Origin of the sequence: Roseobacter sp. OBYS 0001 (assembly GCF_019654895.1) — a bacterium.
Classification (GTDB): domain Bacteria; phylum Pseudomonadota; class Alphaproteobacteria; order Rhodobacterales; family Rhodobacteraceae; genus Roseobacter; species Roseobacter litoralis.
The window spans coordinates 50,032-66,269 of sequence record NZ_BPES01000015.1 but is presented as its reverse complement, the minus strand read 5'-3'; the positions used below and the strand labels follow the sequence as shown (position 1 = coordinate 66,269).

Here is a 16,238-nt window from a genome sequence, read left to right as displayed (position 1 = left end):
CCAGCCCATAAGACTGGTGCTGTATGAAGAACTGGCTTCGAAAAAATCCACAGGTCCGCACGATCCGGGTGGCGGCTTCTGACCTGAATGGTCAGGCGCGCGGCAAACGCATCCCGTCGCGCTATGCAGATAAAGCGGTCGAGGGTGGCACGCGGTTTCCCATGTCGGTTCTGAACCTCGACATCTGGGGCGAGGATATCGACGACAGCCCGCTGGTCTATGAAACCGGCGACCGCGACGGCGTGCTAAAACCAACCGAGCGGGGGTTCATGCCGATGCCGTGGCTCGATGCGCCCTCGGCGCTTTTGCCGATCTGGATGTTTCACGAAGACGGGCGACCCTATGCAGGTGATCCGCGCCACGCGTTGAATGCGGTGGTTGAGCGCTACAAAGCGCGCGGGTTGACGCCGGTTTGTGCTGTGGAACTGGAGTTTTTCCTGATTGACGATTCCGGTCGCACACTGCAGGTGCCGCCGTCGCCGCGCTCTGGCAAACGCCGCGTGGCAGGAGAAATCCTGTCCCTGCGCGCGCTGGATCAGTTCGATGCATTTTTCACCGACCTCTATGATGCCTGTGAAGAAATGGACATTCCGGCAGACACAGCGATTTCCGAGGCTGGGCTCGGCCAATTCGAGATTAACCTGATGCATTGCGATGATGCGCTCAGGGCAGCGGATGATGCGTGGTTGTTCAAGATGCTGGTCAAGGGCATGGCGCGGCGGCACGGGTTTGCCGCCAGTTTCATGGCCAAACCCTATGAGGATTATGCCGGGTCCGGCCTGCACATTCATTTCTCTGTGCTGGATAGCGCGGGCAACAATGTCTTTGACGACGGGGGCGAGGCAGGCACCGATGTGCTGCGCCATGCAGTTGCGGGGTGCCTCAAGGCGATGCCGGGCTCGGCCTTGGTGTTTGCGCCCCATGCCAACAGCTTTGATCGGATGGTGCCGGGGTCACATGCGCCCACAGGCATCAGCTGGGCCTATGAAAACAGAACCTCTGCCATTCGCATCCCCTCTGGCAGCCCTGCAGCGCGGCGCATCGAACACCGGGTGGCGGGCGGCGATGTGAACCCCTACCTGATGCTTGCCGCCGTCTTGGGTGCTGCCCTTAATGGGATCGAAGACGCGCAGGACCCCTCTGCCCCGATCACCGGGAATGCCTATGCCGCAGACCTGCCGCAAATTCCGGGCGACTGGGAAAGCGCGATTAATCAGTTTGAAACCGACGAACAGGTGGCGCGTATTTTTGCCCCCGACCTGATCCGAAATTTCGTGCTTACCAAACGGCAGGAGATGAAATATATGGCCGAGCTGTCGCCGCAGGAACAGGTCACCATCTATCTGGACACGGTGTAGGACATGAAAATTGGTATTCTGATCACCGGACACCCGCCTGAAAACATGATGGAAGGCGGCAGCTACGACCAGTATTTTGAGCGGTTGCTCGAGGGGCAAGGCTTTGACATGCAGGGCTGGGCCGTTGTGGATGGCATCTTTCCCGAAAGTGTCATGGATGCGGAGGGATGGTTGATCACCGGGTCAAAACATGGCGCTTACGAACCCCACGACTGGATCCCGCCACTGGAAGACTTCATTCGCGAGGCTTATGCGGCGGGCCGTCCGATGATTGGCGTGTGTTTCGGCCATCAGATCATCGCGCAGGCCATGGGAGGACGGGTTGAAAAATTCGACAAGGGGTGGTCGGTTGGACTGACCGAGTATCAGATGGACGGTCGCACCTATGCGATCAATGCATGGCATCAGGATCAGGTCGTGCAACGCCCTGAAGGTGCCAAAGTGATCGCCCAATCGGATTTCTGCGAAAACGCGGGGCTTTTATACGGTGATCGCATCTGGACCATACAGCCGCACCCGGAATACGATTCAACCTTTATCAAGGGGTTGATCGAAACACGCGGAAGTGGCGTTGTTCCTGAAGACCTCTTGGCACGTGCGATGTCAAAGCTCGAGCAGCCGAGCGACCGCATGGACGTCGCCAACAAAATGGCTGCATTCTTCAAGAAAGAGAGGGCCGCATGGCCGACTGGATAACAAACCTGCCAAATGCTGCGCGCGCCTATCTGGAGGGGCACCGGCTTGACGAAGTTGAGTGTATCATTTCCGATTTGCCCGGCATTGCGCGGGGCAAGGCCGTTCCTGCATCGAAGTTTCAACGGCAGGATTACTTTCACCTGCCCGACAGTATCTTTTACCAGACCATTACCGGCGGCTGGGGTGAAGCGGCGGGGGACGACGGATTTATCGAACGCGACATGATCCTCAAGCCTGACATGAGCACCGCAACCGCCGCCCCGTGGACGGGTGACTGGACGTTGCAGGTGATCCACGACGCCTTTGATCGCGCGGGCGAGCCTGTGCCCTTCAGCCCGCGCAATGTCTTGAAACGCGTCTGCAAGCTCTATCAGGAAAGAGGGTGGTCCCCCGTTGTGGCCCCTGAGATGGAGTTCTTTCTTGTGGCGCGCAACATCGACCCGGCCCATGACATCAAGCCGATGATGGGCCGGTCCGGCCGCCCGGCTGCTGCGCGGCAGGCCTATTCCATGACAGCCGTGGATGAATTCGGCCCGGTCATCGATGACATTTACGATTTCGCCGAGGCGCAGGGTTTTGAGATCGACGGCATCACGCAGGAAGGCGGCGCGGGGCAGTTGGAGATTAACCTTCTGCACGGTGATCCGGTCAAACTCGCCGATGAGGTCTTTTATTTCAAACGACTGATCCGCGAAGCGGCGTTGCGTCATGATTGCTTTGCCACTTTCATGGCCAAACCCATTGCGGATGAACCCGGCAGTGCCATGCATATCCATCACTCCGTTCTGGACACAAAGACCGGGCAAAACGTCTTTTCCACGCCGGACGGCGGAGAAACCGACCTGTTCCGCCACTTCATTGCCGGTCTGCAAAATCACATGCCCGCAGCGCTCGCGGTCTTTGCGCCTTATGTGAACAGCTATAGACGCTATGTGAAAGATCACGCAGCGCCGATCAACCTGAACTGGGGACGGGATAATCGCACCACGGGCATCCGCATACCACTGTCCAGCCCCGCCGCGCGGCGCGTGGAAAACCGGCTGGCCGGGATGGATTGCAATCCCTATCTGGGCATCGCGGCCAGCCTCGCCTGCGGATATCTCGGCATGGTCGGTCGCGAAGAACCGCAGCCGGAATTTAAGGGCGACGCCTATGACGGGGATGGGGATATTCCGCGTGTTCTGGGCTCTGCGCTGAACCTGTTTGATGAGGCTGACGCGATCCACGACGTTCTGGGACCAGACTTCGCCCGCGTCTATTCGATCGTGAAACGCGCGGAGTACGAAGAGTTCCTGCAAGTGATTTCGCCTTGGGAACGCGAACACTTGTTGCTCAACGTCTGAGCGTTATCTGAACCGCAAATGGATCTGCTATATACAAACGACACTGCCGGCCAGTATCCGCCAAGCTGGTACGCGGCAACGGCGACGCCGCCTGAACCGTTTCCCAAACTGGACGGGGGGCACACCGCAGATGTGTGTGTCATTGGCGCGGGCTACACCGGGCTATCCGCCGCGCTGCACCTCGCAGAATCTGGCCGCCGGGTCATTCTGGTGGACGCGCATCGGGTCGGCTTTGGCGCATCAGGCCGTAATGGCGGTCAGCTTGGCAGCGGGCAACGGGTTGATCAGGAAGCGCTGGAAAGCATGGTCGGGTTTGAGCGCGCGCGTATGTTTTGGGAATACGGCGAGGATGCCAAGGCGCTCGTCAAATCCCTGATCACAGAACACAAGATCGACTGCCACCTGAAACCCGGCATCGCGTGGACCGGATCAACCGGAAAAGATGTCGCGCATCTGCATGACTACGCGGCGCATCTGCAGAACAAATACAACTACACGCAAATCGCAGCGCTTTCGGCTGAGGAATGTCACGTACTTTGCCCCTCCCCTGACTACAAAGGCGGGTTGCTGGATAGGGGGGCGGCGCACCTGCATCCGCTGGCCTTTGCCTTTGGGCTGGCGCGGGCCGCTGTGGCGGCTGGTGTCACCATTCACGAAAACACGCGGGTTACAGAGCTTGAACATGGTCAAGCCGTTAAGGTCAAAACCGAGGGTGGCGTCATAACCGCCGGTCATGTTGTGCTGGCCTGCAATGGCTACCTGTCAGGATTGGCACCCAAGGTCACCGCGCGCGTGATGCCGATCAATAACTTCATTGTTGCCACCGAGCCATTGGGCGAAGACGCGAACCGCGTGCTGACACAGGATGTCGCAGTCGCGGACAGCAGGTTCGTGGTCAATTACTTTCGCCTGTCCCATGACAAACGGTTGCTGTTTGGCGGGGGCGAAAGCTACGGGTATCAATTCCCGAAAGACATCGCATCGCTCGTGCGTAAACCAATGCAGGTTGTTTTTCCGCACCTCAAAGACGTGCGCATCGACTACGCATGGGGCGGGACATTGGGCATCACCATGAAACGCTTTCCCTACCTTGCGCGCGTGGCCCCGAACATCTTGTCCGCCTCGGGATATTCCGGCCATGGGGTCGGAACGGCCACGCATGCGGGACAGTTGATGGCCCGCGCAATCGAGGGTCAGGATCAGGGATTTGATACAATGGGCTGCATCCCCACACCGGCTTTTCCGGGCGGGGGTGCCTTGCGCACGCCCTTGTTGATCGTTGCGATGACCTGGTACGCCATGCGCGACCGTCTGGGCTTTTAACCCAGACCGGGTCCTTGCGAACTACTTTAGTTTCGACAGTTTATCCTGCAATTCAGAAAGCTGCTGCTTGATGGAATCGAGGTCTTCGCCCGGTTCTTCAGCCGCCTCCTCGGAGTCGGCCTCATCTTTGCTGTTCCACCCGGATGGGTTGGCCAAACCACCGGTCATCGCTTTCATGAACGCTTTCTGTTGAGCTTCCATCATCTCAAAGCCCGGCATCTTTGCCATCGGGTTCATCGAACCCATCTGATCCAGCATCTGGCTTTGGCCACTACGCAGCATTTCAAAGGACGCTTGCAGAAACTGCGGCACAACACTGGCACCGGGGGTCATGTAGCTGCGCACCAAATCGTTGAGAACGTCAACCGGCAGGACACTTTCGCCGCGGCTCTCGTGCTCAGCGATGATCTGCAACAGATATTGCCGGGTCAGATCGTCACCAGATTTCAGATCGAGGATCTGCACTTCGCGCCCTTCACGAATAAAGCCCGCGATATCTTCAAGCGTCACGTAATCGCTTGTCTCAGTGTTATAAAGCCGTCTGCTGGCGTAGCGCTTTATGAGCAATGATTTTTGTTTTTCCGCCACGGGGTGCCTCCGAAAAAATAGCGCTGCACTGCAGCTTAAGACACTGACGCACAAAAAGAAAGGGCGAGCTTTTACAAGCTCGCCCAACCTCATTGCGCCTTACAGGGAGGATCCAGCGCAAATCAGATTTCTGGTTCAGTTGGTTTTTGCAGCTTTCTTGACAACTGCAGTCGCCTCGTTTGTGGCTTTCTTGACTGCGGCTTGAGCGTCTTCGCTCATGTCTTTGCCAGCGGCCATCATCAATTCAACTGTGTCCATTTGTGCTTTTTTCGCGATTTCAGCGAAAGCAGCCATGTGCTCTGCAGCTGTTTCGGAATACGCGGAAGCGAAATCTGTCATCGCTTTTGCGTAGTCAGCAGGCTCTGCTTTGGCTTTGGCCATGTCCGACATTTTGGCAAGCGTGTCTTGCGCCCATTTGTTGGAAATGTCTGTGGATTTTTCTGCGGCGCTCAGCGCGACGGAAGAGAGCTTTTCATTCAGCGTGGCTGATGTTTTGAAAGCTTCGTCGAATGCTTTGGTGTCTACCGGAAAAGCGCCCATTACATCTTTGAACATTGCGGAGAGATCAGGTGTCTTGCTCATATCTAATTCCTTTCGTCGCCTTCCGAGATGATCCCGGTCTGTTGCGTCTGAGGAATATATAGATGCCGCACTGCAGCATTGCAAGCTTTTTCTGCACTGCAGCACAAATAAATGCTGCAGTGCAGAATTACGTTGAAAATCAGACCGTTGCTTTTATCGCAACATAGGTTCCGGGGGCATCACACAGAATTTCATGCGTAGAATCGCCGGGGATACGCGCTTTAACCTTGCGGCCCGATCGCTTTTTCAACCAGTCGCCCCACAGCGGCCACCACGATCCGTCATGAAAGTCAGCGCCCGCGTGCCAGTCCTGGTACTCCAGTTTCATGTCGGGGTTCGTGTAGTGACCGTATTTGTTCCGGGTCGGCGGATTGACGATGCCGGCAATATGCCCTGACTGGGTCATAATGAACGTCTTATCCTTGGACCCCATCTTCTGGACACCGCGGTAGCTGTCTTTCCACGCCGCGATGTGATCTGTCTCGCAAGCCACGGCACAGAGCGGCACGTCAACATCCGCCAGCGTCAGCTTGTGGCCCAGCAGTTCGAACCCATCCCCCGCCAGTTCGTTGCGCTGGCACAGGCCCCGCAAGTACTGCATCGCCATTTTGCCCGGCAGGTTCGCGCCATCCCCATTCCAGTAGAGCAGATCAAACGCGGGCGGGGAGTGCCCCATCATATAACTCTTGATGGCAGGGCCGTAGATCAGATCGTTTGACCGCAAGAACGAAAAGGTGCGCGCCATGATCACCGAGGGTAACATCCCCTTGTCTTCAATCTCCGCCTCGATCCCATCAATGAAATCATTGGTCAGAAACGGTGTGAATTCACCCTGATCCGAGAAATCCGTCAAGGCGGTAAAGAAGGTGGCCGACCTGATGGATTTGTCGCCGCGTTGTTTCATCAAGGACAGCGTTAGTGCCAGAGTGGTCCCTGCGATACAGTACCCTACGGCATTGACTTGTTTTTCGCCGCAGATCTTCTTGATCTCGCGAATTGCGGCAAGATATCCCTCCTCGATATAATCCTCCATACCGACATCGCGATAGGTCGGATCCGGATTGATCCACGAAACGACAAAGACGGTCTGGCCCTGTTCAACAGCCCATTTAACCATGCTGTTTTGCTCTTTGAGGTCGAGAATATAAAACTTGTTGATCCAAGGGGGAAAGATCACCAGCGGCGTTTTATAGACCTGTTCCGTTGTTGGCGTATATTGCACCAACTCCATCATGCGGTTGCGGTAAACGACTTTGCCGGGTGTTGTGGCGATGTTGCGGCCCAGTTCAAACGCGTTTTCATCCGCGAGCTTGACCACCAGTTCGCCGTTGTTCGCCTCCAGATCACTGATCAGGTTCTCAAGACCCTGCACAAGGCTCTGGCCCTCCGTCTCGATCGCTTTTTCGAGGGCATCCGGATTGGTTGCCAGAAAGTTGGTCGGCGACATCATATCAACGATCTGTTTGGCGAAATAGTTCAGCCGGGTCTTTTCGAGATCGTCAAGCTCTGTCACATCCTCGACCGCGGTCTGCAGAGCTTGTGCGTTGATCAGGTATTGTTGCTTCACGTAGTTGAAGTAGGGGTGTGTGTCCCACAGCGGGTTGGCAAACCGTTTATCCTTGGGGCCCGGATCTTCGGGGGCTGCCAGCTTGCCTTGTGCAAGCACTTGCTGCGCTTGCACAAAATGCTTCATCGTGTCGGACCAATAGGACATTTGATGTTCCAGCACCTTGGCCGGGTTGTGCATCATTTCGGCCCAATAGGCTTGCGCCGCCCTCCCGAACAACTCTTGATTCGGGCCATCCAAGGCGGCGTTGTGGCCTTGTTTTTGGGTAAGAACTCTCTGCAAACGTTCTGACAACACCTCTACTTTTTTGAGGTTTTGGGTCATTTTTTCGAGTGTTTCGCCGCTGGGGACAACACCTTCGTCACTTTTTGTTGTCATCGGAACCTTTACTCCCTATGTTTGCACCTGCAGCATTACGTCGTTGGCTTTCAGGGGGCGATGCGACTGTCTGTCTCGGCAATCCGGGCAATGGTCAAGGAGACCCCTTATGCGATACATGGCGACATACGACCTTATGGAAACGATCCGTAACACGAACCAATGGCTTGGTGCTTCTGCATTGGCTATGGGATCATACCCTGCATTTTCCCTAATTCCCAACCCTGCTTTTGCATGGATGACCGCATGGGGCGAAGTGACGGAACGCACATTCCAACGCATGATCGTAAAGCCAGACTGGAACATCCCGCCTGTCCCTTCTTTGGACGCGCAGGATCATCTGGTTTCCACCGAAGTCGTCGTTGAAAAGGATTTTGGTGATCTGCTGCATTTTGTCGTCGCTGACCGTCCCGTGCCGAAACGCAAGGTTTTGCTGGTTGCACCGATGTCCGGGCACTATTCAACCCTGTTGCGTTCCACCGTGATCAGCCTGCTGCCTGACGCTGATCTTTACATCACGGACTGGCACAATGCGCGGGATATTCCCGTGAGCGCTGGCAAGTTCGATATTGAAGATTACACCCTATATCTCGTTGATTTCCTGCGCGAGCTCGGCCCGGACACGCATGTGATTGCCGTCTGCCAGCCTGCCCCGCTGGCCTTGGCTGCAACCGCCTATCTTGCCGAGGAAGACCCAAGCGCACAGCCGCGCAGTCTGACGCTCATCGGTGGTCCGGTGGATCCCGATGCGACACCGACGGATGTGACCGATTTTGGCCGCCGCGTGACGATGGGCCAGCTGGAAGAAATGATGATCCAGCGCGTTGGGTTCAAATACCCCGGTGTAGGTCGCATGGTCTATCCCGGCCTGCTGCAACTCAGCTCGTTCATCTCAATGAATGGCGAAACGCACAGCAAAGCCTTCATGAACCAGATCACGCGCGTCGCGCAGGGCGACGCCGAGGAGCACGACAAGCACAACCGGTTCTACGATGAATATCTGGCTGTTATGGACATGACGGCTGAATTCTATCTCTCGACTGTCGAACGCATTTTCAAGAATCTTGAAATTGCCAAGAACGAGTTCGTCGTTGCAGGTAAGAAGGTCGATCTGGGCAAAATAACAACCGTCGCGGTTAAAACTGTCGAAGGGTCGAAAGATGATATTTCGGCGCCGGGCCAATGTGTTGCCGCACTCGATCTGTGCACCGGCCTTCCGGACGACAAGAAGGCAAGCCATCTTGAAGACGGTGCCGGGCACTATGGCATCTTTGCGGGCAAAAGCTGGCGGCGCAACATCCGGCCACTGGTTCTCGATTTCATCGATGCCAACAGTGGTGATGACAAGCCGACAAGCAAAACCAAGCGGGCCGCGAACAAGAACGCCGCCGCCTGAACGCACCTTACGTCAAGACGTAAGGCTGTGACATCCATTCCCTGAGCGCCTGCGTCGTTTGTGCGGGTTGCTCAAGGGGGGGGAGGTGTCCTGCGTTTTCCAGCACACGCAACACGGCCGACGGGATCAGTTCCGCCATGAATTCATGTCGCTTGACCGGGCAAAGCGCGTCATGCGCCCCACAAAGCACAAGTGCAGGCACTTTGCATTTGCGTAGCGTCGTCTGCTGATCAGGGCGGCGTTGAAGGGCGCGCGACTGTCTGACGAACACCTCTGGCCCGGCGGCTGCGGCCATATCCATCACCAAATCCAGCACCTCGACCTGTGCAGGCCCGGGGGCGAGGTATTTCGGCTTCATTTCTTCGCGCATTACATCCAGCATCCGACCGGTGCGGGCTGCAACAATCTGCGGTTCCCGCCCGGCGGCCACCTGCGGTGTTTCAGCCAGCGGATTGGTGTCCATCAGGGCGATGCGGGTCACCCGCTCCGGGGCGCGCCGCAGGATTTCCATCGCCACAATCCCGCCCATGCTCAGCCCTGCAAGGGCAAAGCGTTGGGGCAATTCATCCAGCAGGCCCGACGCGATCTCCTCGATGCATTCTCCCCGTGTAATTGGCGCGATCATGACGGCCGTATCAATGGAAAGTTCAGCGATTTGCGGACCGAACAGCCGCGCATCACACATCATTCCGGGCAGCAACACCAGCGGTTCAGCCATCCCGCCCCTCCAGCATTTTGAAAGAGTAACAATTTTTCATTGCGGTTTTTTGCACCTGAGAGACACCGACGTCGCAGTTGTGACCGGCAGAGCGCGAAAGCACAAGCGCCACGCTTTGCGCGGGCTGGCCCACACGCGGGACATCGCCCATCACCTCAAGACGCTGCCAGCGCGAGCACCTCTTCAACCGCAGCGTCGATCAGACCAAGGCAAGGCCCATCCGAAAACCGGTGATCCGCATCTTTGACAAGCAACAATCGCATATCCGGGCTTTGGGCATGCTCCAGCAACCTGATCGCAGTTTGCGTGCTCACCGCAGTGTCTGCGGTGCCTTGCAGACATCTGACCGGAAAATCCAAAACCAATGGTTTACGCAGGACCAGTTTTTCCCTGCCATCCTCGATCATGCGGCGGGTGATGATATAGGGCTCCATGTAGTCAGAGGGTATTTCAATCTGGCCCTCCGTCTCAATCTGCGCTTTTTGCGCCTCACTGAACGAAGCCCAATACCCGTCTTCGGTAAAGTCTGGCGCCGCTGCGATGGTAACCATGCCAATGATGCGATCCGACATCCGCCGCGACAGCAGCAATGCTTGCCAGCCCCCCATGGATGAGCCGACGGGCAGTACAGGACCCGTCGTCAGCGCGTTAAGGATATCGAATGTGTCCTCTGACCAATCCCCAATGCATCCCTCCTCAAAGGTACCCGATGACAGACCATGGCCTGAGTAGTCAAACCTCAGAAAGGCTCTGCCGCTTTGCCGGGCCCACGCCTCAAGGTGCACCGCTTTGGTGCCTTCCATATCGGATTTCAGGCCACCGAGGAAAACAATCAAAGGTCCTGCACCCGGCGTCAGGTGATAGGCCAGCCTGCGCCCGCGGGCGCTATCAAAATGCTTCGGATCAGACATCTCAACCTCTTTTTGGCCGATGATGCGCCGAACCCTTCGGAACCTACAATCCCCGAAACACAATTTGTCGAGCTTACTATGTTTTTTGAATGAGTAAGGTTCGCGCCGCTTGGTTAAAGGCCGTGCGACCGGTCGCACATGCCGCGAAGGGCTATAGGCGCCTGAACTGATTTGGGATCATCTTGCATTGCCCGAAGACCGCCGCCCATCTGGGAAGCGATCAACCGGATGGCAGGTGATCAGCCGCTGACGTATGTCTGCGCGCGGGGGCGATAAAAAACCTTTTGGTTATGGAGCCTGCCCAGAAGTTCTTCGCTCTCGCGCAGATCTCCTTCGATGACCATGATCGATTCGAGTTCGGCCGGGTTCTGATCCGACAACGCACGGCGCATCTTGCACAGTTCGCGGGACCGCGCACGCAGCGCTTCTTCGATGACATCAACGTCGTGAATGCTAAGTTCGAAAGTTCTGTTGAAACGCGGCATCTGAAAATCCCTCACATTTGGACGTTTCGCATTGGAAACATATGTCGGATTTAACACGTAAGGTGTCGCAGTCAACGTATTCTTCGGTATACAATTTCTGCCCCGCTTGACACGAACTGTATAGGGGTTCATCAGCCAAGCACCTAAACCCGCAACCGGGCGTCTCGTAGGCGCCAAACTGACGAGGAGCGCCCAAGATGGCCCAGATCTCTCTCACCTTCCCCGATGGCAGCGCACGCGAATTCGACGCAGGCGTCACCGCTGGCGATGTCGCAGCCAGCATTTCAACCTCCCTGCGCAAGAAGGCGATCAGCGCGACCGTCGGCGGCGAGCACTATGATCTGGCTTGGCCAATCAGCGCAGACACCACCATCGCTATCCACACGATGCAGGACGAGGCACAGGCAAATGAACTGGTGCGCCACGACCTAGCTCATATCATGGCGCGCGCCGTGCAGGAAATCTGGCCAGAGACCAAAGTGACAATCGGCCCTGTAATCAAGGATGGCTGGTATTACGACTTTGACCGCGCTGAGCCGTTCTCGCCCGAAGACCTTGGCCTTATCGAAAAAAAGATGAAAGAGATCATCAACAAACGCGACCCAGTGCGCACGGAAGTGTGGGACCGCCCGCGTGCAATCGCCTTTTATGAGGCGAACAACGAACCCTATAAGGTCGAGTTGATCGACGCCATTCCGGGCGATGAACCCTTGCGGATGTATTGGCACGGCGACTGGCAGGACCTGTGCCGTGGCCCGCATCTGCAACATACCGGGCAAGTGCCCGGCGATGCGTTCAAACTCATGTCCATCGCAGGCGCGTATTGGCGCGGTGACAGTGACCGCGCGATGCTGCAGCGTATTTACGGCGTGGCCTTTACGGGCAAGGAAAAGCTAAAAGCGCATCTGACCATGCTGGAGGAAGCGGCCAAACGCGACCACCGCAAGCTGGGCCGCGAAATGGACCTGTTTCACATGCAGGAAGAAGCCCCGGGGCAAGTATTCTGGCATCCAAACGGCTGGTCCATCTATACAACGCTGCAGGACTACATGCGCCGCAAACAACGCGCGGCGGGCTATCAGGAGGTCAACACCCCTCAGGTGGTTGATCGCAAGCTGTGGGAAGCCTCGGGCCATTGGGACAAGTATCAGGAGCATATGTTCATCGTCGAAGTGGACGAGGAACACGCGCGCGAAAAAGCGGTCAATGCGCTGAAACCCATGAACTGCCCGTGCCACGTGCAGATTTTCAACCAGGGGCTTAAATCCTATCGCGACCTGCCGTTGCGCATGGCTGAATTCGGGTCCTGTAACCGCTATGAACCGTCAGGTGCACTGCACGGGATCATGCGGGTGCGCGGGTTTACTCAGGACGACGGCCATATCTTTTGCCGCGAGGACCAGATCGAGGCGGAATGCGCGGCCTTCATCACCTATCTGTCGTCCGTCTATCAGGATCTCGGTTTTGAGAAGTTCGAGATCATGTTTGCCACACGGCCCGAAAAGCGCGTGGGATCTGAGGAAAGCTGGGACCACGTTGAGGCCGCACTGGAAAACGCGATCAAGGCGACAGGTCATCCTTATACGCTCGACGCAGGCGAAGGGGCATTTTACGGGCCCAAGCTGGATTTCAAACTCACCGACGCCATTGGCCGCGAATGGCAGTGCGGCACGTTTCAGGTTGATCCGAACCTACCGGAACGGTTGGACGCCACATTTATCGGAGAGGATGGGGCAAAACACCGCCCTTACATGCTGCACCGCGCCTGTCTGGGTTCATTCGAGCGGTTCATCGGGATTTTGATTGAAAATTCCGCCGGGAAACTGCCGTTCTGGCTGGCCCCGCGGCAGGTGGTTGTGGCGTCAATTATCACTGACGCGAATGACTACGTGATGCAGGTGGTTGATCAACTCAAGGCCGCTGGGGTGCGCGCGGAAGCCGATCTGCGAAATGAAAAGATCAACTACAAGGTGCGCGAACACTCCGTCGGCAAGGTCCCTGTTATTCTGGCCGTTGGCGCGCGCGAGGTCGAAGAACAGACAGTCACCCTGCGCAGGCTCGGAGAGAAAAAGACCACCGTTGAGAGTCTTGAGGCTGTAACACAAGCTTTGGGACGTGAGGCAACGCCGCCCGACCTTTTGTAACAAAAACGCCTGTTCTCAGCCGTTACACAGAATACGCCGCAGTTTTTGAAACATTTCTGCGGCGTTTTATGTGTTTTTCTGCCCCTTGGTCACCATTTGCTGACGCATGTGTGACACACAGGCTCGTGAATGGTATGTTTTGCGTGCTTTGATACAAATGAGGCACAGATGGCCAGCAGGTCAGTTTAAAAAGGGAAAATGATATGTCCAACACGATGAAAACCGTCGCAATCGCAAGCGCAGTCGCTGCCGCCTTCGTCGCGCAGACAACAACTGTTCAGGCCGCCGCCAAGGAAAAATGCTATGGGATCTCGCTTGCAGGCGCGAATGATTGCGCTGCTGGCCCCGGCACAACATGCGCCGGTTCGTCCACTGTCGATTATCAGGGCAACGCATGGACGCTTGTTGACAAAGGCACATGCGCAGAGATCGAACTGCCCGCCATGGCAGACGGCACGCCACGCGAAGGGTCGCTCGAAGAGCTGGACCGCGACCGGCCCGCATAACTAATCCATTCCCGCGCCCGGCATTTTCGATGTCGGGCGCTTTTCAGGCACCTCCCGGCTGGCCGCAATTCTCGGAGAGCCCATGTTAGACACTTCCCCACACGCGCCCCACCTGCCCCCTGCGCCGGGTGTTGGTTACAAACCACAGCATTTTAGTGACCTGATGGAACGGCCCGGCTGCGTAGAGTGGCTAGAAGTTCATGCGGAAAACTACATGGGCGATGGCGGTCGCCCACACGCCCAGTTGCGGGCATTACAGGACCGCTTCTCATTATCCGTTCATGGTGTCGGATTGAGCATTGGTGGCACCCAGCCACTGGACAAAGCGCACCTAGCGCGGCTCAAGACACTGCTGGATCGCACAAATCCAGCGAGCTTTTCAGAACATCTTGCCTGGTCAACCCATGGTGCAGAGTTTCTGAACGATCTGCTGCCCCTGCCCTATACGAATGAAACACTCGCGCATGTCGCGGATCACATCAACGAGGTTCAAGAGGTCATTGGGCGGCAAATGCTGCTAGAAAACCCGTCAAGCTATCTGGCGTTCGACGAAAGCACGTGGCGCGAAACCGATTTTCTGGCGGAACTGGTCAAGCGGACAGGATGCGGTCTGTTGCTGGACGTGAACAACGTTTTTATTTCTGCGACCAATCTCGGCTATACCCCGAAAGACTACATCGACGCCTATCCGCTTGCAGCGGTGGGCGAAATTCATGTTGGCGGTCATGACGAAGATGCGGACGATCATGGCGCGCCGCTGTTGATTGACAGCCATAGCAAACCCGTTGTGGACCCGGTCTGGGATTTGCTGGCCTATACGATTTCCAAAACCGGTCCGCGCCCCGTTCTTGTGGAATGGGACAACGACGTGCCGGACTGGCCGACCTTGCGGGCAGAGGCCGAGCGCGCCGCGCAGGCTCTCGAATCCGTCGGATGACAGTTGAACAGACCCAGTTTCGCGCAGCCTTGCTTGACGCTCAGGCAGTGGTGCCGCCCGGATTGACGGATGGCGCAGGGGATCCCGCTGGCAACCGGTTTTCTGTTTATCGCAACAATGTGCTCGTCTCGCTGACAGAAGCCCTGACGGTTGCTTTTCCTTTACTTGTCAAGATCTTGGGTGCGCGGGGTTATGCACAACTCGCCGAAGTTTACGCAAGGCAAAACCCGCCGCGATCCCCCCTGATGATGCACTATGGCGCCACGTTGCCTGCGTTTCTGGAGACCTTTGAGCCCCTCGCCCATCTGGGGTATCTCGCGGATTGCGCGCGCCTTGATATTGAAATGCGACAATCCTACCACGCAGCGGACGCACCAGACCTCAATCCGGAGGTTTTCCAACAGGATGAGGCGGCGCTGATGCAGCTAAAGTTGCGCCTGAAGCCCTCTACCAAAGTGTTGCGTTCACGCTGGCCACTTTACGACATCTGGGCATTCAACATGACCGAAAACGCCGACAAGCCGCGTGCCATCGCGCAGGATGTGATCATCACGCGCCCCGAATTCGACCCCGCACCTCACCTGCTGGCACCCGGTGGCGCGGACTGGCTTGAGGCACTGCATGCGGGCGAGGAATTTGGCGCCGCCTGTGAAAAGATCGCCCGTACACACCAAGCCTTCGACCTTACAGCCTCGCTGACGCAAGCGATCGCCACGCACGCCCTGACAGAATACACTACAAAGGAAACACCATGATTACCCTTTACACCGCCATTTCGGATCGCCTGACGCGGGCAGAATGGCTCTTGCCAACTCTGGCGCGTTTGGTTTTTGCAGGCACGTTGCTGATGTATTTCTGGGTATCCGGCCTCACCAAATTGGGCGACGGTTTCATGGGGTTGTTTCAACCATCTGTCGGCGCTTATGCGCAGATTTTCCCCAGGGTGATGGAGGCCGTGGTCTATGACACATCACAGCTTTCCATATGGCATTGGGCTGTGGTCGTCGCAGGGACATGGGCAGAGTTCATTCTGCCTGCGCTGATCGTGGTCGGGCTTTTCACGCGGTTGAGCGCTTTGGGCATGATCGGATTTGTGATCGTACAATCGCTGACCGATTTGATCGGTCATGGCGGTCTGGAACATGCTGAAACGTTCGGCGCGTGGTTTGACCGGTTTCCCGACAGCATCATCATGGACCAACGCGCGTTCTGGATCTTTGTGCTGCTGGTTCTGGTGGTCAAAGGCGCCGGGCCGCTGTCGCTCGACAGGGCGATTTCACGGCAGGTTCTGCCCCGAGAGATGTGA

General features: G+C 56.8%; 16 protein-coding genes. 10 read left to right on the top strand and 6 right to left on the bottom strand.

Annotated features, from left to right (window positions below; genetic code table 11):
• Window positions 1-23: 23 nt before the first annotated feature.
• The 4 genes from K5Q35_RS19955 to K5Q35_RS19940 are packed head-to-tail and all read left to right on the top strand — an operon-like array spanning window position 24 to window position 4,720.
• On the top strand, window positions 24-1,358 hold the full coding sequence (locus K5Q35_RS19955; protein WP_220801105.1) for a glutamine synthetase family protein: 1,335 nt from the start codon (window positions 24-26) through the stop codon (window positions 1,356-1,358).
• Window positions 1,359-1,361: 3 nt separating this feature from the next.
• Window positions 1,362-2,054 carry a type 1 glutamine amidotransferase gene (locus K5Q35_RS19950; RefSeq protein WP_220801104.1) on the top strand — a complete coding sequence of 231 codons (693 nt, stop codon included), beginning with the start codon at window positions 1,362-1,364 and terminating at the stop codon, window positions 2,052-2,054.
• On the top strand, window positions 2,039-3,397 hold the full coding sequence (locus tag K5Q35_RS19945) for a glutamine synthetase family protein (RefSeq protein ID WP_220801103.1): 1,359 nt from the start codon (window positions 2,039-2,041) through the stop codon (window positions 3,395-3,397). Before K5Q35_RS19950 ends, K5Q35_RS19945 begins: the two co-directional genes overlap by 16 nt.
• 18 nt (window positions 3,398-3,415) lie before the next feature.
• On the top strand, window positions 3,416-4,720 hold the full coding sequence (locus K5Q35_RS19940; protein ID WP_220801102.1) for an FAD-binding oxidoreductase: 1,305 nt from the start codon (window positions 3,416-3,418) through the stop codon (window positions 4,718-4,720).
• 21 nt (window positions 4,721-4,741) lie between these two features.
• Here K5Q35_RS19940 and phaR read toward each other — a convergent pair whose 3' ends face one another.
• The 3 genes from phaR to K5Q35_RS19925 form a co-directional block, all read right to left on the bottom strand.
• Complete coding sequence (gene phaR / locus K5Q35_RS19935; RefSeq protein ID WP_013960937.1) at window positions 4,742-5,308, bottom strand: polyhydroxyalkanoate synthesis repressor PhaR; 567 nt, start codon at window positions 5,306-5,308, stop codon at window positions 4,742-4,744.
• Between the two features lie 135 nt (window positions 5,309-5,443).
• Window positions 5,444-5,890 carry a phasin family protein gene (locus K5Q35_RS19930; protein WP_013960936.1) on the bottom strand — a complete coding sequence of 149 codons (447 nt, stop codon included), beginning with the start codon at window positions 5,888-5,890 and terminating at the stop codon, window positions 5,444-5,446.
• A 139-nt stretch (window positions 5,891-6,029) separates the two neighbouring features.
• Window positions 6,030-7,835: an alpha/beta hydrolase gene (locus K5Q35_RS19925; protein ID WP_220801101.1), complete on the bottom strand. Its 1,806-nt coding sequence runs from the start codon at window positions 7,833-7,835 to the stop codon at window positions 6,030-6,032.
• A 109-nt stretch (window positions 7,836-7,944) separates the two neighbouring features.
• Between K5Q35_RS19925 and phaZ the strand changes: the two genes are divergently transcribed.
• Entirely contained in the window at window positions 7,945-9,231 is a 1,287-nt protein-coding gene (gene phaZ, locus K5Q35_RS19920; RefSeq protein WP_220801100.1) for a polyhydroxyalkanoate depolymerase, read from the top strand.
• A gap of 7 nt (window positions 9,232-9,238) precedes the next feature.
• Here phaZ and K5Q35_RS19915 read toward each other — a convergent pair whose 3' ends face one another.
• The 3 genes from K5Q35_RS19915 to K5Q35_RS19905 all read right to left on the bottom strand — a co-directional run bounded on the left by K5Q35_RS19915 (window position 9,239) and on the right by K5Q35_RS19905 (window position 11,345).
• The gene (locus tag K5Q35_RS19915; protein ID WP_220801099.1) at window positions 9,239-9,949 is read right to left on the bottom strand and encodes an alpha/beta fold hydrolase; all 711 of its coding nucleotides are present in this window, start codon (window positions 9,947-9,949) and stop codon (window positions 9,239-9,241) included.
• A 155-nt stretch (window positions 9,950-10,104) separates the two neighbouring features.
• The gene (locus tag K5Q35_RS19910; RefSeq protein ID WP_220801098.1) at window positions 10,105-10,860 is read right to left on the bottom strand and encodes an alpha/beta fold hydrolase; all 756 of its coding nucleotides are present in this window, start codon (window positions 10,858-10,860) and stop codon (window positions 10,105-10,107) included.
• A gap of 239 nt (window positions 10,861-11,099) precedes the next feature.
• Window positions 11,100-11,345 carry a hypothetical protein gene (locus tag K5Q35_RS19905; protein WP_013960930.1) on the bottom strand — a complete coding sequence of 82 codons (246 nt, stop codon included), beginning with the start codon at window positions 11,343-11,345 and terminating at the stop codon, window positions 11,100-11,102.
• A 197-nt stretch (window positions 11,346-11,542) separates the two neighbouring features.
• Between K5Q35_RS19905 and thrS the strand changes: the two genes are divergently transcribed.
• The 5 genes from thrS (at window position 11,543) to K5Q35_RS19880 (ending at window position 16,238) form a co-directional block, all read left to right on the top strand.
• Window positions 11,543-13,489 (top strand): threonine--tRNA ligase, encoded by a 1,947-nt coding sequence (thrS, locus tag K5Q35_RS19900; RefSeq protein WP_013960929.1) that lies wholly within the window; start codon window positions 11,543-11,545, stop codon window positions 13,487-13,489.
• A 203-nt stretch (window positions 13,490-13,692) separates the two neighbouring features.
• The gene (locus K5Q35_RS19895) at window positions 13,693-13,995 is read left to right on the top strand and encodes a DUF2282 domain-containing protein (RefSeq protein ID WP_013960928.1); all 303 of its coding nucleotides are present in this window, start codon (window positions 13,693-13,695) and stop codon (window positions 13,993-13,995) included.
• An 82-nt stretch (window positions 13,996-14,077) separates the two neighbouring features.
• Window positions 14,078-14,932 (top strand): DUF692 domain-containing protein, encoded by an 855-nt coding sequence (locus K5Q35_RS19890; protein WP_220801097.1) that lies wholly within the window; start codon window positions 14,078-14,080, stop codon window positions 14,930-14,932.
• Window positions 14,929-15,687 carry a DNA-binding domain-containing protein gene (locus K5Q35_RS19885; protein WP_220801096.1) on the top strand — a complete coding sequence of 253 codons (759 nt, stop codon included), beginning with the start codon at window positions 14,929-14,931 and terminating at the stop codon, window positions 15,685-15,687. The genes K5Q35_RS19890 and K5Q35_RS19885 overlap by 4 nt, the downstream gene beginning before the upstream one ends.
• On the top strand, window positions 15,684-16,238 hold the full coding sequence (locus K5Q35_RS19880; protein ID WP_013960925.1) for a DoxX family protein: 555 nt from the start codon (window positions 15,684-15,686) through the stop codon (window positions 16,236-16,238). The genes K5Q35_RS19885 and K5Q35_RS19880 overlap by 4 nt, the downstream gene beginning before the upstream one ends.

Coding starts and splice junctions, on each gene's coding strand:
- K5Q35_RS19955 (WP_220801105.1), top strand. CDS start 24: ATGAAGAACTGGCTTCGAAAAAATCCACAGGTCCGCACGATCCGGGTG.
- K5Q35_RS19950 (WP_220801104.1), top strand. CDS start 1,362: ATGAAAATTGGTATTCTGATCACCGGACACCCGCCTGAAAACATGATG.
- K5Q35_RS19945 (WP_220801103.1), top strand. CDS start 2,039: ATGGCCGACTGGATAACAAACCTGCCAAATGCTGCGCGCGCCTATCTG.
- K5Q35_RS19940 (WP_220801102.1), top strand. CDS start 3,416: ATGGATCTGCTATATACAAACGACACTGCCGGCCAGTATCCGCCAAGC.
- K5Q35_RS19930 (WP_013960936.1), bottom strand. CDS start 5,890: ATGAGCAAGACACCTGATCTCTCCGCAATGTTCAAAGATGTAATGGGC.
- K5Q35_RS19925 (WP_220801101.1), bottom strand. CDS start 7,835: ATGACAACAAAAAGTGACGAAGGTGTTGTCCCCAGCGGCGAAACACTC.
- phaZ (WP_220801100.1), top strand. CDS start 7,945: ATGCGATACATGGCGACATACGACCTTATGGAAACGATCCGTAACACG.
- K5Q35_RS19915 (WP_220801099.1), bottom strand. CDS start 9,949: ATGGCTGAACCGCTGGTGTTGCTGCCCGGAATGATGTGTGATGCGCGG.
- K5Q35_RS19910 (WP_220801098.1), bottom strand. CDS start 10,860: ATGTCTGATCCGAAGCATTTTGATAGCGCCCGCGGGCGCAGGCTGGCC.
- K5Q35_RS19905 (WP_013960930.1), bottom strand. CDS start 11,345: ATGCCGCGTTTCAACAGAACTTTCGAACTTAGCATTCACGACGTTGAT.
- thrS (WP_013960929.1), top strand. CDS start 11,543: ATGGCCCAGATCTCTCTCACCTTCCCCGATGGCAGCGCACGCGAATTC.
- K5Q35_RS19895 (WP_013960928.1), top strand. CDS start 13,693: ATGTCCAACACGATGAAAACCGTCGCAATCGCAAGCGCAGTCGCTGCC.
- K5Q35_RS19890 (WP_220801097.1), top strand. CDS start 14,078: ATGTTAGACACTTCCCCACACGCGCCCCACCTGCCCCCTGCGCCGGGT.
- K5Q35_RS19885 (WP_220801096.1), top strand. CDS start 14,929: ATGACAGTTGAACAGACCCAGTTTCGCGCAGCCTTGCTTGACGCTCAG.
- K5Q35_RS19880 (WP_013960925.1), top strand. CDS start 15,684: ATGATTACCCTTTACACCGCCATTTCGGATCGCCTGACGCGGGCAGAA.